The 22748-nt window shown below is 64.0% G+C and carries 23 protein-coding genes; 9 read left to right on the top strand and 14 right to left on the bottom strand.

Going from position 1 to position 22748, the window contains the following annotated elements; genetic code table 11:
* The first annotated feature begins 5 nt into the window (after window positions 1–5).
* Window positions 6–1538: an L-piperidine-6-carboxylate dehydrogenase gene (gene amaB, locus F7R11_RS20805; RefSeq protein WP_064808194.1), complete on the top strand. Its 1533-nt coding sequence runs from the start codon at window positions 6–8 to the stop codon at window positions 1536–1538.
* A gap of 258 nt (window positions 1539–1796) precedes the next feature.
* Window positions 1797–2714: a LysR family transcriptional regulator gene (locus F7R11_RS20800; protein ID WP_064808196.1), complete on the top strand. Its 918-nt coding sequence runs from the start codon at window positions 1797–1799 to the stop codon at window positions 2712–2714.
* 10 nt (window positions 2715–2724) lie between these two features.
* Here the strand turns inward: F7R11_RS20800 and F7R11_RS20795 are convergent, their stop codons facing one another.
* Window positions 2725–3633 (bottom strand): alpha/beta fold hydrolase, encoded by a 909-nt coding sequence (locus tag F7R11_RS20795; protein WP_064808198.1) that lies wholly within the window; start codon window positions 3631–3633, stop codon window positions 2725–2727.
* Between the two features lie 174 nt (window positions 3634–3807).
* Window positions 3808–4878 (bottom strand): NAD(P)H-dependent flavin oxidoreductase, encoded by a 1071-nt coding sequence (locus F7R11_RS20790; protein WP_064808204.1) that lies wholly within the window; start codon window positions 4876–4878, stop codon window positions 3808–3810.
* A gap of 148 nt (window positions 4879–5026) precedes the next feature.
* On the opposite strand from F7R11_RS20790, the gene F7R11_RS20785 reads away from it, so the two are divergent.
* Both F7R11_RS20785 and F7R11_RS20780 read left to right on the top strand, forming a co-directional pair.
* The gene (locus F7R11_RS20785) at window positions 5027–5611 is read left to right on the top strand and encodes a CGNR zinc finger domain-containing protein (protein WP_021193421.1); all 585 of its coding nucleotides are present in this window, start codon (window positions 5027–5029) and stop codon (window positions 5609–5611) included.
* A gap of 124 nt (window positions 5612–5735) precedes the next feature.
* Window positions 5736–6500 carry an SDR family NAD(P)-dependent oxidoreductase gene (locus F7R11_RS20780; protein WP_064808206.1) on the top strand — a complete coding sequence of 255 codons (765 nt, stop codon included), beginning with the start codon at window positions 5736–5738 and terminating at the stop codon, window positions 6498–6500.
* Window positions 6501–6822: 322 nt separating this feature from the next.
* On the opposite strand, the gene F7R11_RS20770 is transcribed toward F7R11_RS20780, so the two are convergent.
* The 5 genes from F7R11_RS20770 to F7R11_RS20750 form a co-directional block, all read right to left on the bottom strand.
* Window positions 6823–8259, bottom strand: a complete 1437-nt coding sequence (locus F7R11_RS20770) for a M20/M25/M40 family metallo-hydrolase (protein ID WP_064808208.1) — start codon at window positions 8257–8259, stop codon at window positions 6823–6825.
* 127 nt (window positions 8260–8386) lie between these two features.
* Window positions 8387–9934 carry a methyl-accepting chemotaxis protein gene (locus F7R11_RS20765; RefSeq protein WP_021193418.1) on the bottom strand — a complete coding sequence of 516 codons (1548 nt, stop codon included), beginning with the start codon at window positions 9932–9934 and terminating at the stop codon, window positions 8387–8389.
* A 168-nt stretch (window positions 9935–10102) separates the two neighbouring features.
* Window positions 10103–10594 carry a GNAT family N-acetyltransferase gene (locus tag F7R11_RS20760; RefSeq protein ID WP_231973294.1) on the bottom strand — a complete coding sequence of 164 codons (492 nt, stop codon included), beginning with the start codon at window positions 10592–10594 and terminating at the stop codon, window positions 10103–10105.
* Between the two features lie 2 nt (window positions 10595–10596).
* Window positions 10597–12003: an alkaline phosphatase family protein gene (locus F7R11_RS20755; RefSeq protein WP_064809093.1), complete on the bottom strand. Its 1407-nt coding sequence runs from the start codon at window positions 12001–12003 to the stop codon at window positions 10597–10599.
* Between the two features lie 103 nt (window positions 12004–12106).
* Window positions 12107–13369 (bottom strand): MFS transporter, encoded by a 1263-nt coding sequence (locus F7R11_RS20750; RefSeq protein ID WP_064808213.1) that lies wholly within the window; start codon window positions 13367–13369, stop codon window positions 12107–12109.
* An 89-nt stretch (window positions 13370–13458) separates the two neighbouring features.
* Here F7R11_RS20750 and F7R11_RS20745 point away from each other — a divergent pair, with 89 nt between their 5' ends.
* The 3 genes from F7R11_RS20745 to F7R11_RS20735 all read left to right on the top strand — a co-directional run bounded on the left by F7R11_RS20745 (window position 13459) and on the right by F7R11_RS20735 (window position 16042).
* On the top strand, window positions 13459–14421 hold the full coding sequence (locus F7R11_RS20745) for a GlxA family transcriptional regulator (RefSeq protein ID WP_064808215.1): 963 nt from the start codon (window positions 13459–13461) through the stop codon (window positions 14419–14421).
* Window positions 14422–14488: 67 nt separating this feature from the next.
* A complete protein-coding gene (locus F7R11_RS20740; protein WP_064808217.1) occupies window positions 14489–15154 on the top strand; it encodes a glutathione S-transferase in 666 nt (221 codons plus the stop codon).
* A 21-nt stretch (window positions 15155–15175) separates the two neighbouring features.
* Complete coding sequence (locus F7R11_RS20735; RefSeq protein WP_064808219.1) at window positions 15176–16042, top strand: class I SAM-dependent methyltransferase; 867 nt, start codon at window positions 15176–15178, stop codon at window positions 16040–16042.
* 11 nt (window positions 16043–16053) lie between these two features.
* Here the strand turns inward: F7R11_RS20735 and F7R11_RS20730 are convergent, their stop codons facing one another.
* Entirely contained in the window at window positions 16054–16386 is a 333-nt protein-coding gene (locus tag F7R11_RS20730; protein WP_021193410.1) for a hypothetical protein, read from the bottom strand.
* Between the two features lie 371 nt (window positions 16387–16757).
* Between F7R11_RS20730 and F7R11_RS20725 the strand changes: the two genes are divergently transcribed.
* Both F7R11_RS20725 and F7R11_RS20720 read left to right on the top strand, forming a co-directional pair.
* Complete coding sequence (locus tag F7R11_RS20725; protein ID WP_169340507.1) at window positions 16758–17174, top strand: organic hydroperoxide resistance protein; 417 nt, start codon at window positions 16758–16760, stop codon at window positions 17172–17174.
* A 68-nt stretch (window positions 17175–17242) separates the two neighbouring features.
* On the top strand, window positions 17243–17809 hold the full coding sequence (locus tag F7R11_RS20720; protein ID WP_064808221.1) for a thioredoxin family protein: 567 nt from the start codon (window positions 17243–17245) through the stop codon (window positions 17807–17809).
* 5 nt (window positions 17810–17814) lie between these two features.
* Here F7R11_RS20720 and F7R11_RS20715 read toward each other — a convergent pair whose 3' ends face one another.
* The 6 genes from F7R11_RS20715 to F7R11_RS20690 form a co-directional block, all read right to left on the bottom strand.
* Window positions 17815–18204, bottom strand: a complete 390-nt coding sequence (locus F7R11_RS20715; RefSeq protein WP_064808223.1) for a DUF2784 domain-containing protein — start codon at window positions 18202–18204, stop codon at window positions 17815–17817.
* A gap of 59 nt (window positions 18205–18263) precedes the next feature.
* Window positions 18264–18536, bottom strand: a complete 273-nt coding sequence (locus F7R11_RS20710; protein ID WP_064808225.1) for a hypothetical protein — start codon at window positions 18534–18536, stop codon at window positions 18264–18266.
* A 160-nt stretch (window positions 18537–18696) separates the two neighbouring features.
* Window positions 18697–19062: a response regulator gene (locus F7R11_RS20705; RefSeq protein WP_021193405.1), complete on the bottom strand. Its 366-nt coding sequence runs from the start codon at window positions 19060–19062 to the stop codon at window positions 18697–18699.
* A 26-nt stretch (window positions 19063–19088) separates the two neighbouring features.
* Entirely contained in the window at window positions 19089–19622 is a 534-nt protein-coding gene (locus tag F7R11_RS20700) for a hypothetical protein (RefSeq protein ID WP_064808227.1), read from the bottom strand.
* A gap of 11 nt (window positions 19623–19633) precedes the next feature.
* Window positions 19634–20350, bottom strand: coding sequence for a methyl-accepting chemotaxis protein (locus tag F7R11_RS20695; protein WP_064808229.1), 717 nt, complete (start codon window positions 20348–20350; stop codon window positions 19634–19636).
* Complete coding sequence (locus F7R11_RS20690) at window positions 20350–22734, bottom strand: HAMP domain-containing protein (protein WP_064808231.1); 2385 nt, start codon at window positions 22732–22734, stop codon at window positions 20350–20352. The genes F7R11_RS20695 and F7R11_RS20690 overlap by 1 nt, the downstream gene beginning before the upstream one ends.
* Window positions 22735–22748: the final 14 nt, after the last annotated feature.

Raw genomic sequence — 22748 nt, 5'->3', positions numbered from 1 at the left:
GATGTATGGCAGATTCCCGCACACGATTGCAAACGGTACTGAACGCCCTGGGCCTGGACTTGAAGGCCTACGAAGGCACGGACTGGACGAGCCGCGCCCCACGTGACGGTTCCGTATTGGCCCGCGTCAAATCGCACACCGCCGAGCAAGCGCAGGCCGCCATTCAGAACGCGCACACGGCGTATCTGACATGGCGTGCCGTGCCCGCGCCGGTGCGTGGTGAGCTGGTGCGCCGACTGGGCGAGGTACTGCGCACGCACAAGGCAGCATTGGGCGAACTCGTATCGCTGGAGGCAGGCAAGATCGCCTCTGAAGGCCTGGGCGAAGTGCAGGAGATGATCGACATCTGCGATTTCGCGGTCGGCCTGTCGCGGCAACTGCACGGCCTGACCATCGCCAGCGAGCGGCCCGGGCACCGCATGATGGAGACCTGGCACCCAATGGGGGTGGTGGGCATCATCTCGGCGTTCAACTTTCCGGTGGCGGTGTGGTCGTGGAACGCGGCGCTCGCCCTGGTGTGCGGCAATGCCATCGTCTGGAAGCCGTCAGAGAAGACACCGCTGACCGCCATTGCGTGCCAGCACCTGATGCAACAGGTGGTGGATGCATTCAATGCGGAGAAGCCGGACGCCATCCCTGCGGGACTGAGCCAACTGCTGATCGGCGGGCGCGACGTGGGCGAGGCGCTGGTGGCCAGCCACCTTGTGCCGGTGGTCAGCGCCACGGGCTCGACCCGCATGGGCCGTCAGGTTGGTGTGAAGGTGGCGGAGCGCTTTGGCCGTTCGATTCTGGAGCTGGGCGGCAACAACGCGATGATCGTCACACCCTCGGCCGATCTGGAACTGGCGGCCCGCGCGATCACCTTTGCGGCCGTGGGCACGGCAGGCCAGCGCTGCACCTCATTGCGCCGCCTGATCGTGCACCGCTCGGTGGCCGACACACTGCTGGCACGCCTGGAAAAGATCTACCAGAGCATTGCCATTGGCGACCCGCTGGCCGACGGCACCCTGGTTGGTCCGCTGATCGACCAGGCCGCTTTCCATGCCATGCAACAGGCGCTGGCACAGGCACGCGCTGAAGGCGGCACGGTGCTCGGCGGTGAACGCGTGCATGAAGAACTCGGTGCCGATGCCTGGTACGTGCGCCCCGCGCTGGTCAAGATGCCCAAGCCGACCCACGTGATGCAAAGCGAGACCTTCGCGCCCATCCTGTACGTGGTGGTGTACGACGGCGACACCGACGAGGCGATCGCGATCCAGAACGGTGTGCCGCAAGGGCTGTCATCGGCCATCTTCACGGGCAGCCTGACCGATGCCGAGCGCTTCATGTCGTCAGCAGGCAGCGACTGCGGCATTGCCAACGTCAACATCGGCACATCGGGCGCCGAGATCGGCGGTGCGTTTGGCGGCGAGAAGGAAACCGGCGGCGGCCGGGAATCCGGCTCGGACGCGTGGAAGGGCTACATGCGCCGCGCCACCAACACCATCAACTACAGCGGCGCGCTGCCGCTGGCGCAGGGCGTGCGGTTCGACGTGTGACGACCAGACGGCGACGAGGTCGGCTGCCGAACCTCGTCGCCTCCTGCCGCTCAGCGCGTGGGGGCACGTCTGAAAGCGTTCCATGAAACCGCTGGCATGCTCTCCAGGTGTCGGTGCTAGATCGCGCCTTCGGCCCCGTAACAGGGTGGATCGCACTGACTGCGCAGGCAATATGCCCGCAACCCGCACGCCGGTGACTGGCCGTTCGCCATCGCTTTCCTGTGCTTCAATGCAGGTCGACTGCAACACCGCACTCACATGAAGCGCTTCGACGACCTGTACCTCTTCACACGCGTGGTGGAAGCCGGTGGCTTTTCCGCCGCCGAGCGCGCCACGGGCATCCCCAAGTCACGCCTCAGCCGCCGCATTGCCGAACTGGAAACGCAGCTCGGCACGCGCCTGCTGCAGCGGTCGAGCCATCGCGTGTCCGTCACGCCGGTGGGCGAAGCGGTGTATCGGCATGCGCGCGACATGGCTGATGCGTCGGCGGCCATCGAAGCACTGGCGGGTGCAGCGCGCAGCGAGCCTGCGGGGGTGCTGCGCGTGGGCACGTCACCGCTGCTGGCCGAGACCTTGCTCGCCGGCTGGCTGGCCGAGTTTGCCGATGCCCACCCAAAGCTGCGTATCGAGCTGGAGCTCTCCAACACCTATGTCGACCTGATCGAGCAACGCATTGACGTTGCCATTCGCGCGGCGACCGGGCCGTTGCCGTCACGCGACGTGGTGGCGCGCCATCTGGCGGTCTCACCGCGTGTGCTGGTGGGCAGTCCCACGCTGCTTGCGCGTGTGGAAGCGCCGAGCACGCCGGCCGATCTCGACAACCAGCCGTGCCTTGGCCAAGGCACGCTTGCGCGCAGCCGTGACTGGGTTCTGCTGGATGCGCGTGGCCATCGGCTGGCGCTGCCCGTCCGGCCACGCTTTGCCGCCGACAACATCATCGCGCTGCGCGAAGCGGCCATCGCCGGGTTGGGCCTCGCCATCCTGCCGCAGCACTGCTGCCACGAAGCGCTTGTTGATGGCCGCTTGCAGACGGTGTTGCCGAACTGGACGCCTGAGCCGGCTGACCTGCATGCGCTGTACCCATCGCGCGCGGGCGTACCGCCGTCGGTGAAGGCGCTGGTGGCATTCCTGCGGGAGCGTTTTGCCAAGGAAGCCACCATGCAGCCGATCAGCTGAGACCGGCCACTTACCTCACCACCCTGCTGAAAAAGTCGAGCATGCGCGCACCGATTTCCTCGTGGTGCGTCTCCAGCGCAAAGTGGCCGCTGTCGACAAAGTGCACTTCGGCATCCGGCAGATCACGCTTGAACGCCTCCGCACCGGGCGGAATGAAGATGGCGTCATTGCGGCCCCACACGGCCAGCAGCGGCGGTCGGTGCGCGCGAAAGTACGCGTGCAGCGCTGGATACAACGCCACGTTGCTCGCGTAGTCCAGGAACAAGTCCATCTGGATGTCGAGCTGGCCCGCGCGGCCCAGGAAGTACTGGTCAAGCAGATAACCATCCGGTGCCACACGCGTTGGATCGGGCACGCCGTTCAGGTATTGCCATTGCGTCATCTCGTCAGAGACTAGCCCGTGCAGCTCCCGGCGATGCGCTTCGTCCGGGTTGGCCCAGTAGGCCTTGATTGGCGCCCACGGGCCCTCACCAAAGCCGTCCTCATAGCCATTGCCGTTTTGCGTGACGATGGCCGTGATGCGTTCCGGATGTGCCATTGCCAGGCGCCAGCCGGTCGGCGCACCGTAGTCGAACACGTAGATCGCATAGCGCGACAAGCCAATCGCTTGCGTGAAGCCATCCACCACGTGCGCAAGGTTGTCGAAGGTGTAGCGAAAACCCTCCGGCGCCTGCGTCAAACCAAAGCCCGGCAGATCCGGCGCAACCACGTGATAGCGCCCAGCCAACTGCGGAATCAGGTCTCGGAACATGTGCGAGGCACTCGGGAAGCCATGCAACAGCAGCACGGTGGGCGCGTCGGCCGGGCCGGCCTCGCGGTAGAACACGCGCACACCCTCAACGTCTGCCGTGCGATGGCGGACGGCGGTGGGGGCATAGGCATCGGCAACAAGATCGGCCGGGTGGGCTGGGGCGTTCATGACAGGGCTCCTGGTGAGATTTTGGGGAACAGCACCGCAGCCACTGTAACCAGTGAAATTATATTTTTCAAGTTACATGAAATTTTCCCATTGGTCGCATTCCGATCTGTGATGCAAAACAAAACGGGCACGCCGTGTGGCGTGCCCGCGTGGGGAGTCCTGCAGCAGGAAAACTCAGGTGAGCCGCTCAAGCGCCTGGGTGGCGATACGGCGTGTGATGACCTCGGCGGAGTCTTCGGTGGCCAGTTGGGCGCCCTGACCCGACCACAGGTTGATGAAATCGCCCGAGCCGGTCGGCTCGGTTTTGGCGCGCAGCGGTGCCAGCGAACCACCGGCCTTCGGGAAGGCCGGCGCAAACGTGCTCATCGGGCCAATCTCACGCATCAACCGGTTGACGATGCCGCGCGCCGGGCGACCGGTGAACACGTTGGTGAGTGCGGTATCCGCATCCGTGGCCCGCTTGAGTGCGGCGCGATGGATGGCCGACGTCTTCGCTTCGGGCGAGAGCATGTAAGCCGTGCCGATCTGTACCGCCGATGCGCCCAGGGCGAACGCCGCCACCACGCCCCGTGCATCGCCAATACCGCCCGCCGCAATCACCGGCACGCGCACCGCATCCACCACCTGTGGCACCAGCGCAAACGTACCGACCTGAGACTCGATAGACGTGGTGAGAAACATGCCGCGGTGCCCGCCAGCCTCGTTGCCCATGGCGATGATGGCGTCCACGCCGCGGGCTTCCAGCCAGCGCGCTTCTTCCACCGTCGTGGCGGCAGCGATGACCTTCGCGCCGGTGGCCTTCACGCGCGCCTGCAGTTCGGGCGCCGGCAGGCCGAAGTGGAAACTCACGACTTCAGGCTTGATCTCTTCAACCAGCGCACAGGTTGCTTCGTCAAACGGTGCGCGGTTGACGGCCGGCGCCTGCGTGTTCAGGTCAATGCCGAACTCCGCGTAGTACGGCGCCAGATGCGCACGCCACTTGGCCTCACGCTCCGGATCAGGCTGCGGCGGCGTGTGGCAGAAGAAATTCAGATTGATCGGGCCGCGTACCGCCGCACGAAACTGCTCGACGTGCTGACGGATCTGGTCTGCACTCAGCATCGCGCAGGGGATTGAACCCAAGCCGCCCGCACGCGCCACGGCAATCGCCAACTCGGCGCCACCCACGCCAGCCATGGGCCCCAGCACGATCGGCACATCAATATTGAACAACGCCAGCACGCGGGCATCAGGCCATGCGCTCATGATCTTCTCCAGCAAGGGTCTTGGATGGAGACATGGTAATGCGGCTGACTTTGCGTGCGATTCCGGTCGTGGTGGCCCATCCCTCGATGTAACTGGGATAATTTCTCTATATGGTTACAATTACGGTAATAACGCCGAAGCCCATCCCATGTCCCAGCCCGCCGCCGCATCGCCTGACGCACCCATGCTGATCGCCGACCACCCGGTGCTCGACATGCTCAACACCATCGCCAATGTCGACGGCCAGCCACACGACTTCTGGCAGACCGATGAAGATGTCTCCGACTGGCTTGTGCGTGCTGGCTGGTTGACAGAACCGCTGGCCGGCGGCTACCCGCCCGGCGTGCTGCTGGCCGTGGCGCGGCATCTGCGTGAGGTGATTCGCACGCTGGTGGAGGCGCGCAAGGCTGGCCGCCCTGCAAGCGCGGATGCGCTCAACGTCTTCCTGCGGCAAGCGCCCAGCCACCCCGTGCTGGTATGGGATGGTGACACCCCGCGCGTGGATCGCCTGCGCCCCACCGATTCCGTCGAACAGCGCCTCGCCCCGCTGGCCGAAGCCGCCGCCCACCTGCTGGCGGAAGGTGATTTCCAGCTCGTGCGCGTGTGCGAACACCCGGAATGCACGCTGTGGTTCTACGACCGCACCAAGTCGCACAAACGCCGGTGGTGCAGCATGGCGGTCTGCGGCAATCGGCACAAAGTGGCGGAGTACCGCAAGCGCCAGCAAGGCTGATCGCCCTCCTCGGCCCCGGTCGTTCCAATGCTGCAACGCCGCGTCGCTGCCACGCTGGCTGCGCGCGGGCCGGCTGCTTCGTAACCTGTTCTCCCGAAACATTGCCCTCTTTCAGGAGAACACCTTGTCGCAAACCCAATCTTCCTCCGCACCGCGCCTGGCCGGCCGCACGGCCATCGTCACCGGCGGTTCGCGCGGTATCGGCGCGGCCGTTGCACGTCGACTGGCCGCCGATGGTGCACGCGTGGCCGTGGTCTATCGCAGCAACAGCAGCGAGGCCAATGCGGTCGTCGAGTCCATCCGCAAGACCGGCGCAGAAGCCATTGCCGTGCAGGCCGACGTGGCCGACGCGGCATCCGTCAACACGATGGTCACCACGGTGTGTGAAGCCTTTGGCCCCATCGACATCCTCGTCAACAACGCGGGCATCCTCGAAGGCCAGCCGGTGGGCGAGATTGATCAGGCGTCGTTCGATGCGCAGTTCCGCACCAACGCCTTCTCGGTCATCCTTGTCACCCAGGCAGTGCTGCCGCACGTACCGGCACGCGGCGGGCACATCGTGAATGTGTCGTCGAGCCTGGTGTATCGGCCACGCGCGGGGCTGGCGGTGTATGCCGCAAGCAAGGCAGCCGTCGACGGGCTCACGCACGCCTTTGCCATCGAACTGGGGCCGCGCAATATCACCGTCAACGCGGTGGCACCGGCGCTCACACGCACCGACATGACCGCGCCAATTCCCGATGAAGTGAAAGACCGCATGCGCGAGTCGACCCCGTTGGGCCGCCTGGCCGAGCCGGAGGACATTGCAGACGCCATCGCCTTCCTCGCCTCAGACGATGCACGCTGGATCACCGGCCGCACACTCAAGACGGACGGCGGCTTCATCTAAGAAGCCCAATGAAACGGCCATACCCCGAGCCCATGCGCCCAGACGGTTTGGCCGTACCCTGCCCTATGCGGCGCCTTGAATTTCTGTTGCAGGGAGGAAAAAGAAGAGAGGCTTGTCTGAGCGAAGCGAGTTTGCCTCCCTTCCCTCCCTGCGACATAAATTCAAGGAGTCTCTCGCCGCATCGGGCGCGCCTTTCTTTGCTTACTTTCTTTGGCAAGACAAAGAAAGTGAGTCGGCCCCGGCAGGGGACGAAACCGAGGCGCACCACCACCGCCAATCAGCCCCAATCCGCGCCCACAAAACGCAGGCGCGGCACCCGCATTTACTCAGCCAGTTGCTTAACCAGGCGATACAAGAACTCACGCCCGTCATACAGCCGCGCGATCTCGATACGCTCATCCAGACCGTGCGTACGCAGATCAGCCGGCTCAGTGAACAAACCCGACACGCCATACATCGGAATACCAGCATTGCGCATGAAGCGGCTATCAGTCGCCCCCGTGCTCATGGCCGGAATCACCGGCACACCCCACGTCTGCTGCGTCAGCGCATCGACCGTCTTCACCAAGTCACCATTGAGCGGCGAAGCCGGGCTCGCAAGCGGCTTGTTGATGTAGCGCACGGCAATCTTGTCGTTACCGATCACCTGCTTGAGCTGACGATCAATGTCGGCCGGATCGTCATGCGGCAGGATGCGGCAGTTGACGGTCGCCTTGGCCGACTGCGGCAGCGCATTCTCCGCATGACCAGCGTTGACCATGGTGGCAACACACGTGGTACGCAACTGCGCGTTGTAGAACGGAATGGCCGACAGGCGATCAATCGCCGCCTGATCCGGCTTGCCCGTACCGACCGAGCGCATGTCGTCCGCCAGTTGCCCCGTGGCCAGCGGCGCGCTGCGTGCGAAGTAGGTCTGCGTCACGTCCGCCAGCTTGACGGGAAACTGATACGCACCCAGCCGGTCCAGCGCTGCAGATAGCGCATACACCGGGTTCGTCTTGGTCGGCACCGAGCTGTGGCCGCCCACATCGCGCACTTCAAGCTCGTAGGTGGTGTACATCTTCTCGGCCACCTGAATGCGGTGGAGCACCGGCTTGCCGCCGCGCAATTCACCGCCACCGCCTTCGTTGATGCCGAATTCGGCCTTCACCAGTTCGGGCTTGTTGTTGACGATCCAGTACGCGCCGTTGCTCGGCACATCGCCACGTTCTTCGTCGGTGGTCAGCGCCAGGATGATGTCGCGAGCGGGCTTGAAGCCCTCCTGCTTGAGCTGCCCCAGCACGGAGACAAACGCCGACGCCATCGCCTTGTCGTCAATCGAGCCGCGTGCGGTGAAGTAGCCATCGGTCTCTTGCAGCTTGAACGGATCGGTCTTCCAATCCTCACGCTTGGCTTCCACCACGTCGATGTGGGCCAGCAGCAGGATCGGCTGCTTCGCACCGGTGCCCTTGTAGCGCAGCACCAGGTTGCCCTTCTTCGGGAAGGGCTCGATCACTTGCATGTCGGAAGCGGCAAAGCCCGCGTCGGCCAGGCGCTTTTCCATGGCACGTGCGGCCTGGGTGGTGTCACCCACCGAATGCGTCGTGTTGATTTCGACCAGCTCTTTGTAGATGTCGTGGTAGCGCTGCTGCTCGGGCGTGAGCGTGGTGGGCGCGGGCTTGCTGGCGGGAATGGTCTGAGCGATCGCCCCAGCGCTGCATGCCAGTACGGCAGCAGACACAAGAGCGCGAACAGAAACACGACGACACTGGAAACGCATGACACCTCCGAATAATCGTTATGAGTGCACCGCATAAAAAAAGCGGGGCCGACCCGAAGGTCGACCCCGCAGTGTAGCGCCGCAGCAGCCAGATTGCTGCCGGGGCAAACCATCGGAAAAGGGTGCGTTACATCGCCACGCGAAACACCGCCACAGCGCGGCGCAGCTCGTCAGCCTGCTCTTCCAGCGCCTGTGCGGCAGCGGCAGCTTGCTCAACCAATGCGGCGTTCTGCTGCGTAACGTCGTCCATCTGCGTGACGGCTTCGTTGATCTGCTCGATACCGCTGCTCTGCTCGGCCGAGCCCGCGCTGATCTCGCCCATGATGTCGGTCACGCGCTTCACCGCCACGACGATCTCTTCCATCGTCTTGCCGGCACGCGCCACCAGGTTCGAGCCCGAATCCACACGCGTGGCGGAATCTTCGATCAGCGATTTGATTTCCTTGGCAGCACCCGCGCTGCGCTGTGCCAGCGTGCGAACTTCACCGGCCACCACGGCAAAGCCGCGGCCTTGTTCACCCGCACGCGCAGCTTCCACTGCAGCATTCAACGCCAGGATGTTGGTCTGGAACGCGATGCCCTCGATCACCGCGATGATGTCGGTGATCTTGCGCGACGATTCGCTGATCTCGCCCATCGTTGCCACCACGTCCTGCACCACGGCACCGCCCTGCACGGCGATCTCGGAGGCGCTCACCGCCAGCGTGCTGGCCTGACGGGCGTTGTCGGCATTCTGCTTCACGATGCTGGTCAGCTCTTCCATGCTGGAAGCGGTTTCTTCCAGCGAGCTGGCCTGCTCTTCCGTACGTTGCGACAGGTTGGTGTTGCCGGCAGCAATCTGCTGCGTGGCCGAGGCAATCGACTCGCTGCCACGGCGCACCGTGACCACGGTTTCCTTCAGCTTGGCCTGCATCTGCTGCAGACCTTCCATCAGCACACCCATCTCGTCACGCGAGTGAATGCGCACCTCGGTCGTCAAATTGCCGGCGGCGATCTCGCGGAAGTGCACCAGCATTTCTTCCAGCGGGCGCGAGATGGCTCGCGACAGCACGACATAGCAGCCGATCGCCAGCGCTACACCCAGCCCGATCACGATCAGGAATTCCCACACCAACTGGGTGAAGAAAGACTGCGCATCCTTGTACGCTGCAGCCGAGACCTCGGTCTGGATGGCATCGAGGCGTTCCAGCTTGGTCAGGTACGGCGTGGAGAGCGCAAAGAGCTTGTCCAGCACCAGCGGCTTGGCGGCCTCCAAGTCATGACGCTTGAAGGCCTCGAACGTCGGCTCCATGCCTTGCTTCATGAACGCCTCGAGCGCAACCTTCGCCTCGCCGGCGGTGCGCTCTTCTTCAGCCGTGGCGAACGGCAGATCGTTGTAGGCCTTCCAGGCAGCCAGGCCCTCCTTGAAGCGATCCTCGGCGGCGCTCACCAGCGGTGCAATCTTGGCGTCGTCTGTTTCATAGATGGCACGATCCAGGGCGGTACGCGCCTGCCCCACACGTGCAATGGCCTGGCTCACCGCCCGCGCCGATGCGAGCTGATTGCCATAGGTTTCCTTGAGCGCTGCATTAGAGCGCAGGTTGCCGTACAAACCGAGCGCACCGACGCCCGCCAGGAATACAGCCAGAACAAACAGCACCAATGCCAGCCGTGCTTTGATGGAGAGCGTCTTCATATCTGCCGTCGATTGCTTGGGGAGATTGCTTTTGTGGGGTGCCTTGAGCCGCACCGACTTCAACCAAGCTAACGACAGATAAACAGCGATCTTTAATCACCGTAAGACGCGGTCACAACATCAATGCGACGCAAAGCTTTGCGTCGCCCAATGTGAAGAAACTGTGAATCAGAACTGCATTCGGACCATCAACGCATTGTCCAGCGGTACGCCGCGCACCATGACGGTCTGGCGCTCCATCACCGCAAACCCGTTGCGGGCAAAGAAAGGTTCGGCGCTCAGGCTGACATGGGCCTGCGTGCGCGACAGCCCGCGTTGTGTGGCCAGCCCCAAAATGTGATTCATCAGGTGCTGCCCGACGCCCCGTCGCGCATGTGCGGCCGATACAAAGAAGTGGTCGATGTGGCCATCCGCCTGCAGGTCGGCGTAGCCCGCGGGCTGTCCGTCAATCTCGGCCACAAAGGGCTGATTGCGGCGGATGCGCTCGGCCCACTGCTCGGTGTCATAGTCGGTGGGTGCCCAGGCTTCGAGCTGTTCTGGGCGATACCGGGCAGCGGCAATGCCATGCACCGCGGAATGGAAGACCGCATGCAACGCTGGCTCGTCACCCGAGCGAAAGGGGCGGATCACCACTGGGGGATGCTGAAGTGGTGCGTTCATGCTCATTGACCTGCATATGGCAAATCCATCGACGCTAACACGTCCTTGATGTGCTGCGCCGCCTGTTGAGCATTCTGCGCAGCCGGCACGGGTGGTTGCTGATCCGTCGACAGATTGCGCACGTGGTCATCAATGCTGATGCCCGTGCCCAGCGGCGCCAGCATGGCCGCTGATTCGTGCATGGCCCACTGGAAATCGTTGAGTGGCGCGTTGCGCGCGGCCTGCAGACCGGCCGGGTCGGCAACCATGGGGCGGGCGACGACGGGGTCCCGATTGTCATCCGGGGCGGTCAACTCCAGCACCTGAGCGAGGTCCGGCGCACTGGCGTCGCGCGCGGTGAGCGGTGTCTGGATGTTGTAGCGGTTGCGCAGCGTCTTGATGATGGCGGTGTGGTCGTATGGCTGCGCCACCGTCGAGCGAAAGATCGTGCCCTTCGGAATCCACGGCGACACCACTACCGCCGGCACACGCACACCCAGCCGGTCAAACGCGAAGAGCTGCCCCGGCTGCGGCGGGCTGGGCGGCACAGCCGACGGCGGCGGCACGTGGTCGTAGCAGCCGCCATGTTCGTCAAAGGTGACGATCAGCAGGGTCTGGTGCCACTGCGGCGAGGTGCGCAGCGCGTTGTACACCTGGGCGACCAGCGCATCGCCATAGCCGACATCGTGCGGCGGGTGCATGTCATTCGGCCAGTCGAGATCGGCAAAGTAGCGCGGCTCGATAAAGCTGTACGACGGCAGGTTGCCATTGGTGGCATCGTCCAGAAAATCGTCGAACAGGTGGAAGTGGTCCAGATGCAGCCACAGCCGCGTGAGCGTGAGCGACTGCGCAAAGTCGTGGTAGTAGACGCGCCAATCGTCCGGCACCACACCATCCAGCGCGTTGAACAGCGTCGGCATCAAGTACGGAAAGTGCACCGGCGAGTTGTTCGGATAACCATGCGCCGTGCCGGTATGCACGAAGAAGCGGTTGGGCCACGTCTGGCACGGTGCGGAGGCAAACCACGCATCGCTCACGGCGTAGTTGCGTGCCAGCGTGGACAGCGCCGGCACCTGGTCCGACGTGAAGAAATGCATGATGTTGCGCGGGTCACCGCCGTTCTTGGCGTAGTTGGTGGTGAAACCCTGCATGGCGGGCGTCTGCCCCAGCGGGGTCTGCGCGCCAAAGAGTTGCTGGTTGATGTCGGTGAACAGCTCGCCCGGGTCGGGGTTGGGCAGCGTCATCACGTTGGGTGGCGCCGGCGTGGTCCACACGCGGATGGGCTCCCCGCTGCCGTCGGGGTTGGTCTCGGTGCCGGAGAGCCCGTCAAACTCGGCGCTCTTGGGGTAGAGCGTGCCGAACAGGTTGTCGAATGACCGGTTTTCCAGCATCAGCACGACCACGTGCTGGATAACGCTCAAGCCCGCCATGATGGCCCCCTCGTCTCGTTGTGCGGTGGCCGCCATATCCAGGCCAGGGCGACCTGCGGCTCACTATAGGAAGAAACGAAGGGGACTGGCGTCGCGCCAGAACCTACTTCTGTACCGCCGGCAGCACCCGCAACGCCATCAGCGCACTGCCTGCCGTCACCAGCCAAACCACTGGCCACGACGACCACGCCAGCACATGCGGCAGGCACAGCGACGTCACCCCGAGCGCGGTAAAGGCGCCGGTATTGCCCAGGCCCAATGCCGTGCCGGCGCGCTGCACGCCAGCCATTGTCGCCATCTCGGTAAAGCCCACACCATGCCACGCCGACACACTGATGCCGGCAACTATGGTGGCCGCCACCAATGCCACACGCATGATCGACAGATCGATCGACACCGCAGTCGTGGCCCATGCCACGCCGGCCAGCACGACGAACAACACCACACTCAGCCGGGCGCACGCCAGCAGGTAAGCACGGCGATTGCCATGGCGATCCGTCCAGCGGCCGCTCCACACGCGCATGACTGCCGCACCGCCCTGCACCGCTGCCATCGTCAGGCTGAGCGTCAGCACGTTGGCGTGCGCAAAGTCACGCAGGAAGACGGTCGCGAAGGCAACGACGGCGCCCTGCGGCACGCAGAGCAGGCCAATGGCCAGCGCCATGCGCCAGAGCATCGGGTCGCCGAGCGGGCCACGTCCGGTGTCGGTGGCGGCTGTCTTGGCGGTGGTGGTCACGATGTCCGGTGCCTCGCGCACCCACAGCCACGTCAGCACCGCCGTCAATGCGCAGGCCGCAGCCAGCACGCCATACACCACGGCAAACCCGGCGTGGGCGGCCAAGCTCGGCAACACCAGCGCACCAATGCCACCACCCAGCGGCACGGCAGTCTGGCGGATGCTCATGGCAAGACCGCGCTCACCCTCACGGAACCAACCCATGACCGCGCGGCCGCTGGACCCATTCACGCTGCCGCCCAGCAGGCCGACGCTCAGCATGCCAGCCGCCAGCCACGTCAGCGGCGGCACGCTGCCATGCATGGGGGCCACGAAACACGCCATCACAAACAGCGCCAGCGCCGTCAGCCCGAGACCCGCCAGCAGCACGGCACGGTCGCCCCAGCGGTCGGTCAACAGGCCCCACGGCAGCTCGCTGATGGCAATGCCCAGCCCCAGCAGCCCCAGCGCGATGCCCAGCTCGGCATTGCCCAGGTGGTAGGCCGAGCGGATAAACACTGCCGTGGTCGGGATGCCCGAAAACGCGGCAGAAAAGCTGGCATTGGCGGCCACGCCCACGCCCAGCACCTTCCAGCGGTGATGGCGTGAAACGTGGGCGGAACCAGCGGGCGACAGTGCGACGGTAGTCATGATCGACGCTCCAGCAGTGCATTTGACAGACGCAGTCTGGCGGAGGAAGATCAGGCCTAAATGACGTTATTCCCTCATTTCAAGACATCATGCGCAGAATCGGTTTTCTGGTGTTTCCGGGCTGCAGCCTGCTGGATTTCACAGGCCCGCTGACCGCCTTTGATGTGGCCAACCGCCTGGCGCCACAACCGGCCTACCGGATCGACGTGCTGTCCGAAAACGGTACGCAGGTGCAGAGCGCGCCCGGCCTCGTCATGCAGACGCAGAAGCTGGACGACCCGGCCTTCGACACGCTCATCATTTCGGGCGGCAACGGCCCGCGTGAGGACACGTTTTCCGCCACGCTGATCGCGTTCGTGCAGGAAGCCGCGCAGCATTCACGACGCGTGACGAGCGTGTGCTCCGGCGCGTTTGCGCTGGCCGCCGCGGGGTTGCTGGACGGCCGCCGCGCCACCACACATTGGCGTGTGGCCGCGCAATTGCAGCGGCGCTATCCGCACGTTCAGGTGCAAAGCGATCACATCTTCATCCACGACGGCCCGGTGTGGACATCCGCCGGCATCTCGTCGGGCATTGACCTGGCGCTCGCGCTCATCGAAGAAGACCTGGGCGTTGAAGTCTCCCGCGCGGTGGCACGTGAGCTGGTGGTGTATCACCGGCGGCCGGGTGGGCAGTCGCAGTTTTCAGCGCTGCTGGAGCTGGACCCGGCATCGAGCCGCATTGCACGTGCGTTGAGCTATGCGCGCGAGCACCTGCACGAAGCGCTTGATGTGGATCGACTGGCGGAAGTGGCGCATCTGAGCCGCCGGCAGTTCGATCGTGCCTTCGCGGCCGAGACCGGCCAGACGCCCGCCAAGGCCGTCGAAAAGCTGCGTGCAGAAGCCGCCCGCCCGCGCGTGGAATCTGGCGACGAATCCTTGGAACAAGTAGCCCGCGCCGTCGGCTTTGCCGACCCGGAACGCATGCGGCGCGCGTTCATCCGTGTGTTCGGGCAGCCGCCGCAGTCCGTGCGGCGTGGTGGGCGCTCCGGGCGCTCGCGCCTGGCGGCGTAAGACTTGCTGGTCACAGCAAACCCGTTACCCTAACGCGCTCAGCATCAACGCTTTTTTGCCCCACCCCATGTCCACCGACACCACCCTGCCCCTGCTTTACAGCTACCGCCGCTGCCCGTACGCCATGCGCGCACGCTTGGCGATGCTGCAGGCCAACCGGCGCTTCCAAACCTTTGAAATCGTCATGCGCGACAAGCCCGCCGCGCTGCTTGCGCTGTCGCCCAAGGGGACGGTGCCGGTTCTGCATCTGCCCGATGGCGGCATGTTGGAAGAGAGCCTGGACATCATGCGCTGGGCGCTCGAATCGCCCGACCTCGAAGGCTGGTGGAGCCGCGCCCAGACTGGCGACAACCTGGCCCTGCTGCGCACCAACGATGGCGACTTCAAACGCCTGCTCGACCGCTACAAATACCCCGACCGCTACCCGGACGACGGGCAATCGCGCGAGACCATTCGCTCCCAGGCAGTGGCCACACTGCTGACCCCGCTGGAAACCAGGTTACAGGCACAGCGGTATCTTGGCGGCGCAACGCCGTGCGCGACGGATCTGGCGATCTTTCCATTCGTCCGGCAGTTTGCGGCGGTGCAGCCGGATTGGTTTGCAGCGCAGCCCATGCCCGCGCTGCAGGCCTGGCTGGCGGGTTGGTTGAGCAGCCGCCTGTTCGAGGTCTGCATGACCAAACAGCCAGTGCAGGCCGCTGCCGTGTTCCCCGAGTTTCAGCCCGTCACCTGATACCCCCACGCGGAGGCATTCATGAGCGCAAGCAACATGCAGGATCTGGCACCAGACAGCACCGCAGCACGCGTCGCCCTGTGGCGCGCCTTGCATCTTGAAGTCGACGCGCCGCCGCATGTGCTGGAAGACAACGTCGGCCTGCAGCTGCTCGCGCCCGAACCCGGCTGGCAGCAGCGCGGCGACATGCATGCGGAGTTCACGCGCCCTTTTCGCGCCTCCATCGTGGCGCGGGCGCGCTTTATTGAAGACCTGGTCGTCGAGCAGGCTGCGCGGGGGCTGAGCCAGTACGTCATCCTGGGTGCGGGGCTCGACAGCTTTGCGCAACGCAGGCCGGATGTTGCATCGCACCTCAAGGTGTTTGAAGTGGACCAGCCCAACCCGCAGGCATGGAAACGCCAGCGCCTGATCGAACTGGGTTTTGGCGTGCCCGATTGGCTGCGCTTTGTGCCGGTTGATTTCGAAGCGGGCGGGTCCTGGCAGGCGGGTCTTGCGGCGGCAGGCTTTGATGCGAGCAAGCCAGCCGTTGTGGTGTCAACGGGTGTGAGCATGTATCTCACCAAAGAAGCGAATGCGGCCACGCTGCGCGAAGTGGCGACGCTGGCGCCGGGGTCAGTGCTGGCGATGACATTCCTGCTACCGCTGGAAATGGCAGACCCCGACGTGCGCCCCGGGCTGGAGATGGCCGAAAAAGGTGCACGGGCCAGCGGCACGCCCTTCATCAGCTTCTTTACGCCACCGCAGATCCAGTCGCTGGCCCATGAAGCCGGTTTCGGCAAGGCAGAGCACGTTTCTGCAGCCGCGCTGACCGAACGCTACTTTGCCAACCGGACCGATGGCTTTCGCCCGCCGAACAACGCCGAGGAATTGCTCGTTGCAACGGTCTAGCCGCGTGCGGACTATCGTTCGTGCACAGGCCCCGGCAGCGCCTTCAGGCCGATCCACAACACCCCGATCACCATGTTGATCGGCACGCTGAGCGCACTCGGTACGTAGAACACCGCCGACAAGCCGGGCGTCTTGAGCCCCAGCTCAACCAAACCGCCCAGGGCATAACAAAGTAGTCCACACCAGAGCCAGCGGCGCATATAGGCCAGCAGCCAATGCGCATGTGCCTTGTTGAAACGCCACGCTGCCGAACGCTCGAACAGGTTGCCGTGGCTGGCATCCTTGAACAGCCAGCCAAAGAAGAAGTAGCGATACAGCAGGGTGCGAAAGGCAAGCTCTTGCATGACGACTCCTTCACCCGTTGCCCCATGAGCCCAATCCGTTCCAGCGTATCAAGGAATCGCCAACTTTGAAGCCGATTCTTTGCGGCCAGCACAGCTAAATACCGGGTGGTTCGGCCGGATGGTCCGAGGCGCAAAACGCCTCACCTGCCCACCTTACCCATGCCAACGCCCCGCCACTTTGCGGGGCGCTTTGTATGCGTTTGTATCTGCCGCCCACCGCGATACGTGCCCTGACAGAAAGGGGGGCTGGGCGCTACGTGCGTGATACGTCCGCCGTCTTAAATGCGTCTCGTGGCCCAGCGCCGAACGTAAGCAAAGCGATCTCCGGCCGCGCAATCCCAATGCAAACCGAATCTCCAAGGAACACGATCATGACCCGCATCGAGAACGTGCTGTACACCGCCAACGTCCACGTCACCGGTGGCCGCGACGGCCAGGCGCAGAGCAATGACGACCGCCTGAATCTGAAGCTCTCGCCCCCGGGCAGCAGCGGCCGCGGCACGAACCCGGAGCAACTGTTTGCAGCAGGTTGGTCGGCCTGCTTCATTGGTGCGATGGGCCGCGCGGCCAGCCAGATGAAGATCAAGCTGCCGGCAGACCTGGCACTGGATACCGAAGTGGACCTGGGCACCACCGACGATGCGTACTTCCTGCAGGCCCGCCTGAACGTCAGCCTGCCGGGTCTGGACCGCGAGGTTGCGCAAGCCGTGGTGGAAGCCGCACACCAGCTCTGCCCGTATTCGAAGGCCACGCGCGGCAACATCCATGTCGAACTGAATCTGGTCTGACGCCATCCACCGCCAGCCCGGTGCAATCGGGCTGGCTACCGCTCCCAACTTTTCACAGGCTAGAGATCATGCGCACCTACTTACGCGCCGCCCTGGTGGCGATTGCCATTGGCGCGGCCTACTTTGCTGCCACCGGCGCACGCGCCTACAGCCCTTTCAGCGCACCTGCGGCCAGCGGCACTGCCGCCCCTGAGTTCACCGGCATTGACCAATGGCTGAATTCCCCACCGCTCACCATGAGCAGCCTGCGTGGCAAGGTGGTACTGGTCGATTTCTGGACGTACTCGTGCATCAACTGCATCAACACGCTGCCATACGTGAAGCAGTTACACGAGAAGTACAAGGATCAAGGGCTCGTTGTGGTGGGCGTACACACGCCCGAGTACCCGTTCGAGAAGTCGACCGCGAATGTGCAGGCCGCGCTCAAGCGCTTCGACATCCGCTATCCGGTGGCGCAGGACAACAGCTATGCCACATGGACGGCCTTCAACAACCAGTACTGGCCCGCCCAGTACCTGATCGACGCCGATGGCCGCATCGTCTATCAGCACTTTGGCGAAGGGCGTTATGCCGAAACGGAAGCGGCCATTCAGAAGCTGCTGGCAGAACGCAAGCCGACGCAGCCTGCGCGTTGACGCCATCACCCCGAGGGGCCCGACGCCTTGGGGTGTGGCGGAATACGCCACCACGTGAGCACCACTGCCAGCAGAAACGCGACATAGCTCACGGCAAACACCCACAGTGGCAGATCGTAGTAAAGCAGCGCGCTCACCCAGCGCTGGATGAAACCGCTGGAGCCGGCTGATCCGGTGCGCAGCCGATCCTCCAGCACTGTGAGCGGACATGGCACATCCAGCACCGCCAGCCCGGCAACGATGCTGATGGCCGTGAGATGCACAAAGCGGAAAACGCGATTGCGCGCCCAACTGCGTTTGCGCGCGGCACCCACCCAGACTGCGACCAGCCCGCCCACGATGAACAGGACGAGCAACGCATGCAGCACGAGCACTGCATCGGCCAATGCAGTCATGGCATCTGGCCCTTGGCGGCTTTGGTGGGAAGGTATGCCCAGCCTAACGCCGAAAATCGTCAGGCGGGCCTTCGGCTTGAATCGGCACTGGAGGCAAACCACTGCTCCACAATGGATTGCCCTTGCTGCATGCCGGCAGAGATAGCGTCATCGGCCGAATCGAAATCGGCAGCGGTGTGATGAAAACGCTGGAGTTGCGGATAGGCGAGGCTTTCACCTTTCGGTGCGCAGACGAACCCTGTGTAGGCGTAATGGAAGCGGGCACCGCGCCCCAGCACCGCAAGCACATGCACCGAGCAGCCGCGAAACTGCTGAATCGCCCAGGCCTGCATCCTTCCTCCTGCGAAGTTTCAATGCAGGCATTCTCGGCGTAGAGGGAAGCGGTGCGCAACGTGACCTTGCTTCAATCACATATGTGACAAATTTATGTCATCACCGCATGCGCGACGGCGGGCATCTTCTCGCCCGCCGCTCAGCGCACACCGGATTGGCTCAGCTCGCCAGCTTCTTGAACGTCTCCAGCACGGCATCGCCCTTGAAGGGCTTGACGATCCAGCCTTTCACGCCGGCCGCCTTGCCGCGGTCCTTCATGGCCGGGCTGCTTTCCGTGGTGAGCATGATGACGTTGACCGTCTTGTTGCCCAGCTCGCCGCGTACTTTCTCGACCATGGTCAGGCCGTCCATGTTGGGCATATTCACGTCGCTGATGACCAGCTTCAGGCCGGGGTTGGCCTTGATCTTTGCCAGGCCGTCCTTGCCATCCACGGCGGTGTCCACTGCCAGGCCATTCTTCTTCAGGAAGCCGGCCACTTCGTCGCGCACCGTGCTCGAATCGTCGACCACCAGAATCTTGCTCATGGGTTTTTCCTCGTTCTCAATCTGAATCAAAACAATTCCAGCTCACCACCGGACTCGACCTCGTCACGCACATCGGCCACAAAGTCCTGCGGAGCATGGGTGCACACACACACCGTTGCGGCCACCCGCACGGCGTCATTGATCGTGACCGTATAGGCGGCCATGTACCCCGGCTTGAGCGCATCCAGATACGGCAGGCAGCGCGCGCTCACCACATAGGGCGTCGACATGCCCAGATCCGGAAACACCTGCAGCAGTTCCTGATTCACCGCCCCGCAGCACAGGTTGCCGATCTCCAGGCAAGCCTCGTCAAACGAGCGACCCGGCGCCTCGCCTGTGTAGTACGCCCGCGTTCTGTCTTCATCGTCAAAACGCAGCACCAGCAGCAGGCGGAATGCGATGGACGAGATGGTCAGGATCATGGCCTGCTCGCCACCAACGGCATCGCCCTGGGCTGCGGTGGCCACATCGCAGGTGTCTTCCGCATGCAGCGCGAGCCTGCTGCGCGCGGCTTTGCGGAAGATGCGATCGAAGCTGTCTTGCGCGTTACTGCTGATCACGTCATACCTGCCTAGTGAAGCTGGGTTTGAAACTGGTTGGCCAGCGCCTCGACGCTCGACAACGACGCGGTGATCATCTTCCCGCCCGCCTGAATGTCCTGGAAGGTGGCGGTGGTGGTCAGATCATTGAGGTGCAGGCTGTTGCGGTAGCTCTTGGACAACTCTTCCGAGCGCGCCGCAAGCGCGCGCACTTCGCTGGCGACCACGGCAAAGCCACGCCCCGCCGTACCCGCACGCGCCGCCTCAATGGAGGCATTGAGCGAGACGATCACCACATGGCGCACGATCGACTGCAACTCCTGGTTCTTGGCGTGCATGTCGTGGTTCTGCTCCATGAGCGAGATCATCTGCTCATGCCAGCGCTCGAAGGTCAGCGCCAGGCCGCGCAAGCGTGCAGCCTCTTCGGTAATCTGCCGGGCGCGGCTGGCCCAGTGCTCCTTGGCCTCTGCGGCCGACTGCAGCTCGGTGCGCAACTGCTCAACAAGCTCTGCCTGATCGGATGCCGCGCTCTGCATCTGCGCGACGGTGGCTTCCAGCGTCTGCACTTCGCGCGTGCCGGCTTCCACCTGTGCGGTGTGCTTCGCCAAATCACGCGACAGCGCGGCGATGCGGTGCTCAGCGTCGCCCAGCGTGCGCATCAGCGCGTTGACCCGGCGTTGCTGTGCCATCCACGCCAGCACACCCAGCACCAATCCGCAAGCCAGCGCGGCCAGAACAAACGATCCCATCACGACGCTTCCTTATCCATATCCAGATGCACATCCGGCTGGCCGCCGAGTGCTGCGTTCACGCTGTCCACCGCAAAGCGCTCGGGCAGGCAGACCACCGTCTGGAACTGGCGGAACGCTGCGCCCTTGTGGTCATCGGTAAAGCGCAGCTCAATGCGGCCCTGCTCGCGCTTGAGGAACTCCAACACGGCATCCATGCCAACGCCACGGCCGGAGATTTCCGTCACCGTCTCGGCGGTCGAGAAGCCAGGGCGGAAGATGAACTGCGCGATGTCTTCATCGCTCGGGCGTTCTTCCGCGCCAATCCAGCCGCGTTCAACCGCGATATTGCGGATGCGATCGAGCGCCAAGCCACGGCCGTCGTCACACAGCGTGATCTGCAACATGCCCTGGTCGACACCGACTTCGAGGTCGATCGTACCGGCGGCCGACTTACCGAGTGCGGTGCGCACGTCGGGCGTTTCGATGCCGTGGTCAATCGAGTTGCGCAGCAGGTGCGTGAACACGTTCTGCAGAATGCCGCCGGCTTCCGTGCGCACGCGGTAGCCGTTGTCGTCGATGCGCACGGCGGCCGGTTCCTTGCCCAACTCGCGCGCCAGCGACGGCAGCGATTGCAGCACGCCCGACAGCATCTCATCCACCGTCTCGCTGCCCAGCAGACGCAGCAGGTGATAAACGGAATCACGCATCGACACCAGTTCGTACAGGCTGCCCGGGTTGGCCGATTCCAGCAGGCGCAGGCTTTCCTGAATGCGCGACATGGCGTCCGGCACCACCTGCACCGCACCGCCCTGGGCTGCGCCACCCTTGCGGCCCAGCTTGCTTTCGTTGATGCGCGCGTAGTTCTCGATCGCCTCGCGCACGCGGGTCAGCTCCTGCATCAGCCAGTCCTGATCCCACGTGTGCTCGCTGCCGGGTTCGCGCAGGGCGTGGTAGGTCTGCTCAGTCTCGTGCACGACGTTGGTCAGGTGCTGCAGGTTGTACGTGCGGGCGTTGCCCTTGATGGTGTGCATGTTGCGGAACAGTGCCGCAATGGCCGCGCTGTCCGCCTGCGAGTACTGGCGGATGATGCGCTCGTTCTCGTGCACGAAGCTGGTGGAGCTGTCGATGAAGTGCTGGAACTTCTCCTGGCTCACCGCCAGAATCTCGCCAATCATCTCCAGGTTGCGGCGCTGCTCGCTGGCCTCGGCAGCCAGCTTGCGCAGCTCGGTCACGTCGCGCACGCACAGCATCAGGCGCAGGATGGTGTCGCTCTCATCGGTGATGGCCGACCACGACAGGTCCAGCGTCTTCACGCGGCCATCCGGCATGCGCTTCTCCACCTCGCTCGCCAGCAAGTGCTGGTTGAAGGCAAAGTTGATGACGTCCTGCCCCAGGCACGCGTCCACCGCCGCGTCCACCTGTGACAGCGCATCGGCGCCCAGGTTGGTATCGGCAAAGATCAGGTCCATCAGCTTGCGACCAGCAATCTCCTGCGTCTCGAAAATCGATTCCAGGTAGATCGAGTATTCCTCGTGCACCACGCCGGCATCGACCACGGTCAGGATGCCCTGCTGCATGTTCTGCAGCATCGCCTGGATGTCGGCCGTCTTCTGCTTGAGCAGTGCCTGGTTCTCCTGGATCTTCTCGATCATCTGGTTGAACGCCACCACCGAGTGACCGATCTCGTCCATGCGCACCACTGGCACGCGGCGCGTGAAATCCTGGCTGGTGGCAATCTCGCTCATCTCGGCCTGCATGCGCGTCAGCGGGCGGGTGATCTGGCGATACAGCAGCATGCCGATGGCCGTCAGCAGCACGATGGCCACGCCACTCACCACACCGATCGTGGTGGCCGTGCTGGCAAGCTTGCCGTTCAGGCCAGCAATGGCGTCGTCCTTCTCGCGGTTCTTCTCGATGCGCAGCGTCTCGACAATCTTCTCCAGCACGTCGCGATAGCTGGCCACGTTGGCAAACAGGAAGGCCTGCGCAAGCTCGTTCTTGCCTTGCACCTTCATGTCGGTGGTCTGCTGGATGGCCTCGACGTAGCTGTCGACGGTTTCCTTGGCCTGCGTGACCAGCCCCTCCTGGGCATGGCTGTTGGCGCGCTTGGCCTGCACGTCCAGCGCGGCACGCAGCGCGGCTTCCTTGGTCTTCAGGTCGTCTTTCGCTTGCGCGACGATGTTGTCGTCGGGTGCATACACCAGCACCATCGTCGCTAGCTGTACATCCTTCACCAGCGACACCAGATCGGCCGACGCCAGCGCGCTCGGCACCACGCCTTCGGTCACCTGCTTGACCTCCGACGCGCTGCTGCGGGTCTGGTAGACCGCATAACCGCCAATGGCCGCCAGCGCGACAAACATCAGCACAATCAGCAAAGTAATACGGTGACGAATCGTCATTTGAAATTCTCTCG

Source organism: Ralstonia insidiosa (genome assembly GCF_008801405.1).
Taxonomy (GTDB): Bacteria; Pseudomonadota; Gammaproteobacteria; order Burkholderiales; family Burkholderiaceae; genus Ralstonia; species Ralstonia insidiosa.
The sequence above is the reverse complement of the archived record's forward strand: the minus strand, read 5'-3'. Positions and strand labels throughout refer to the sequence as shown.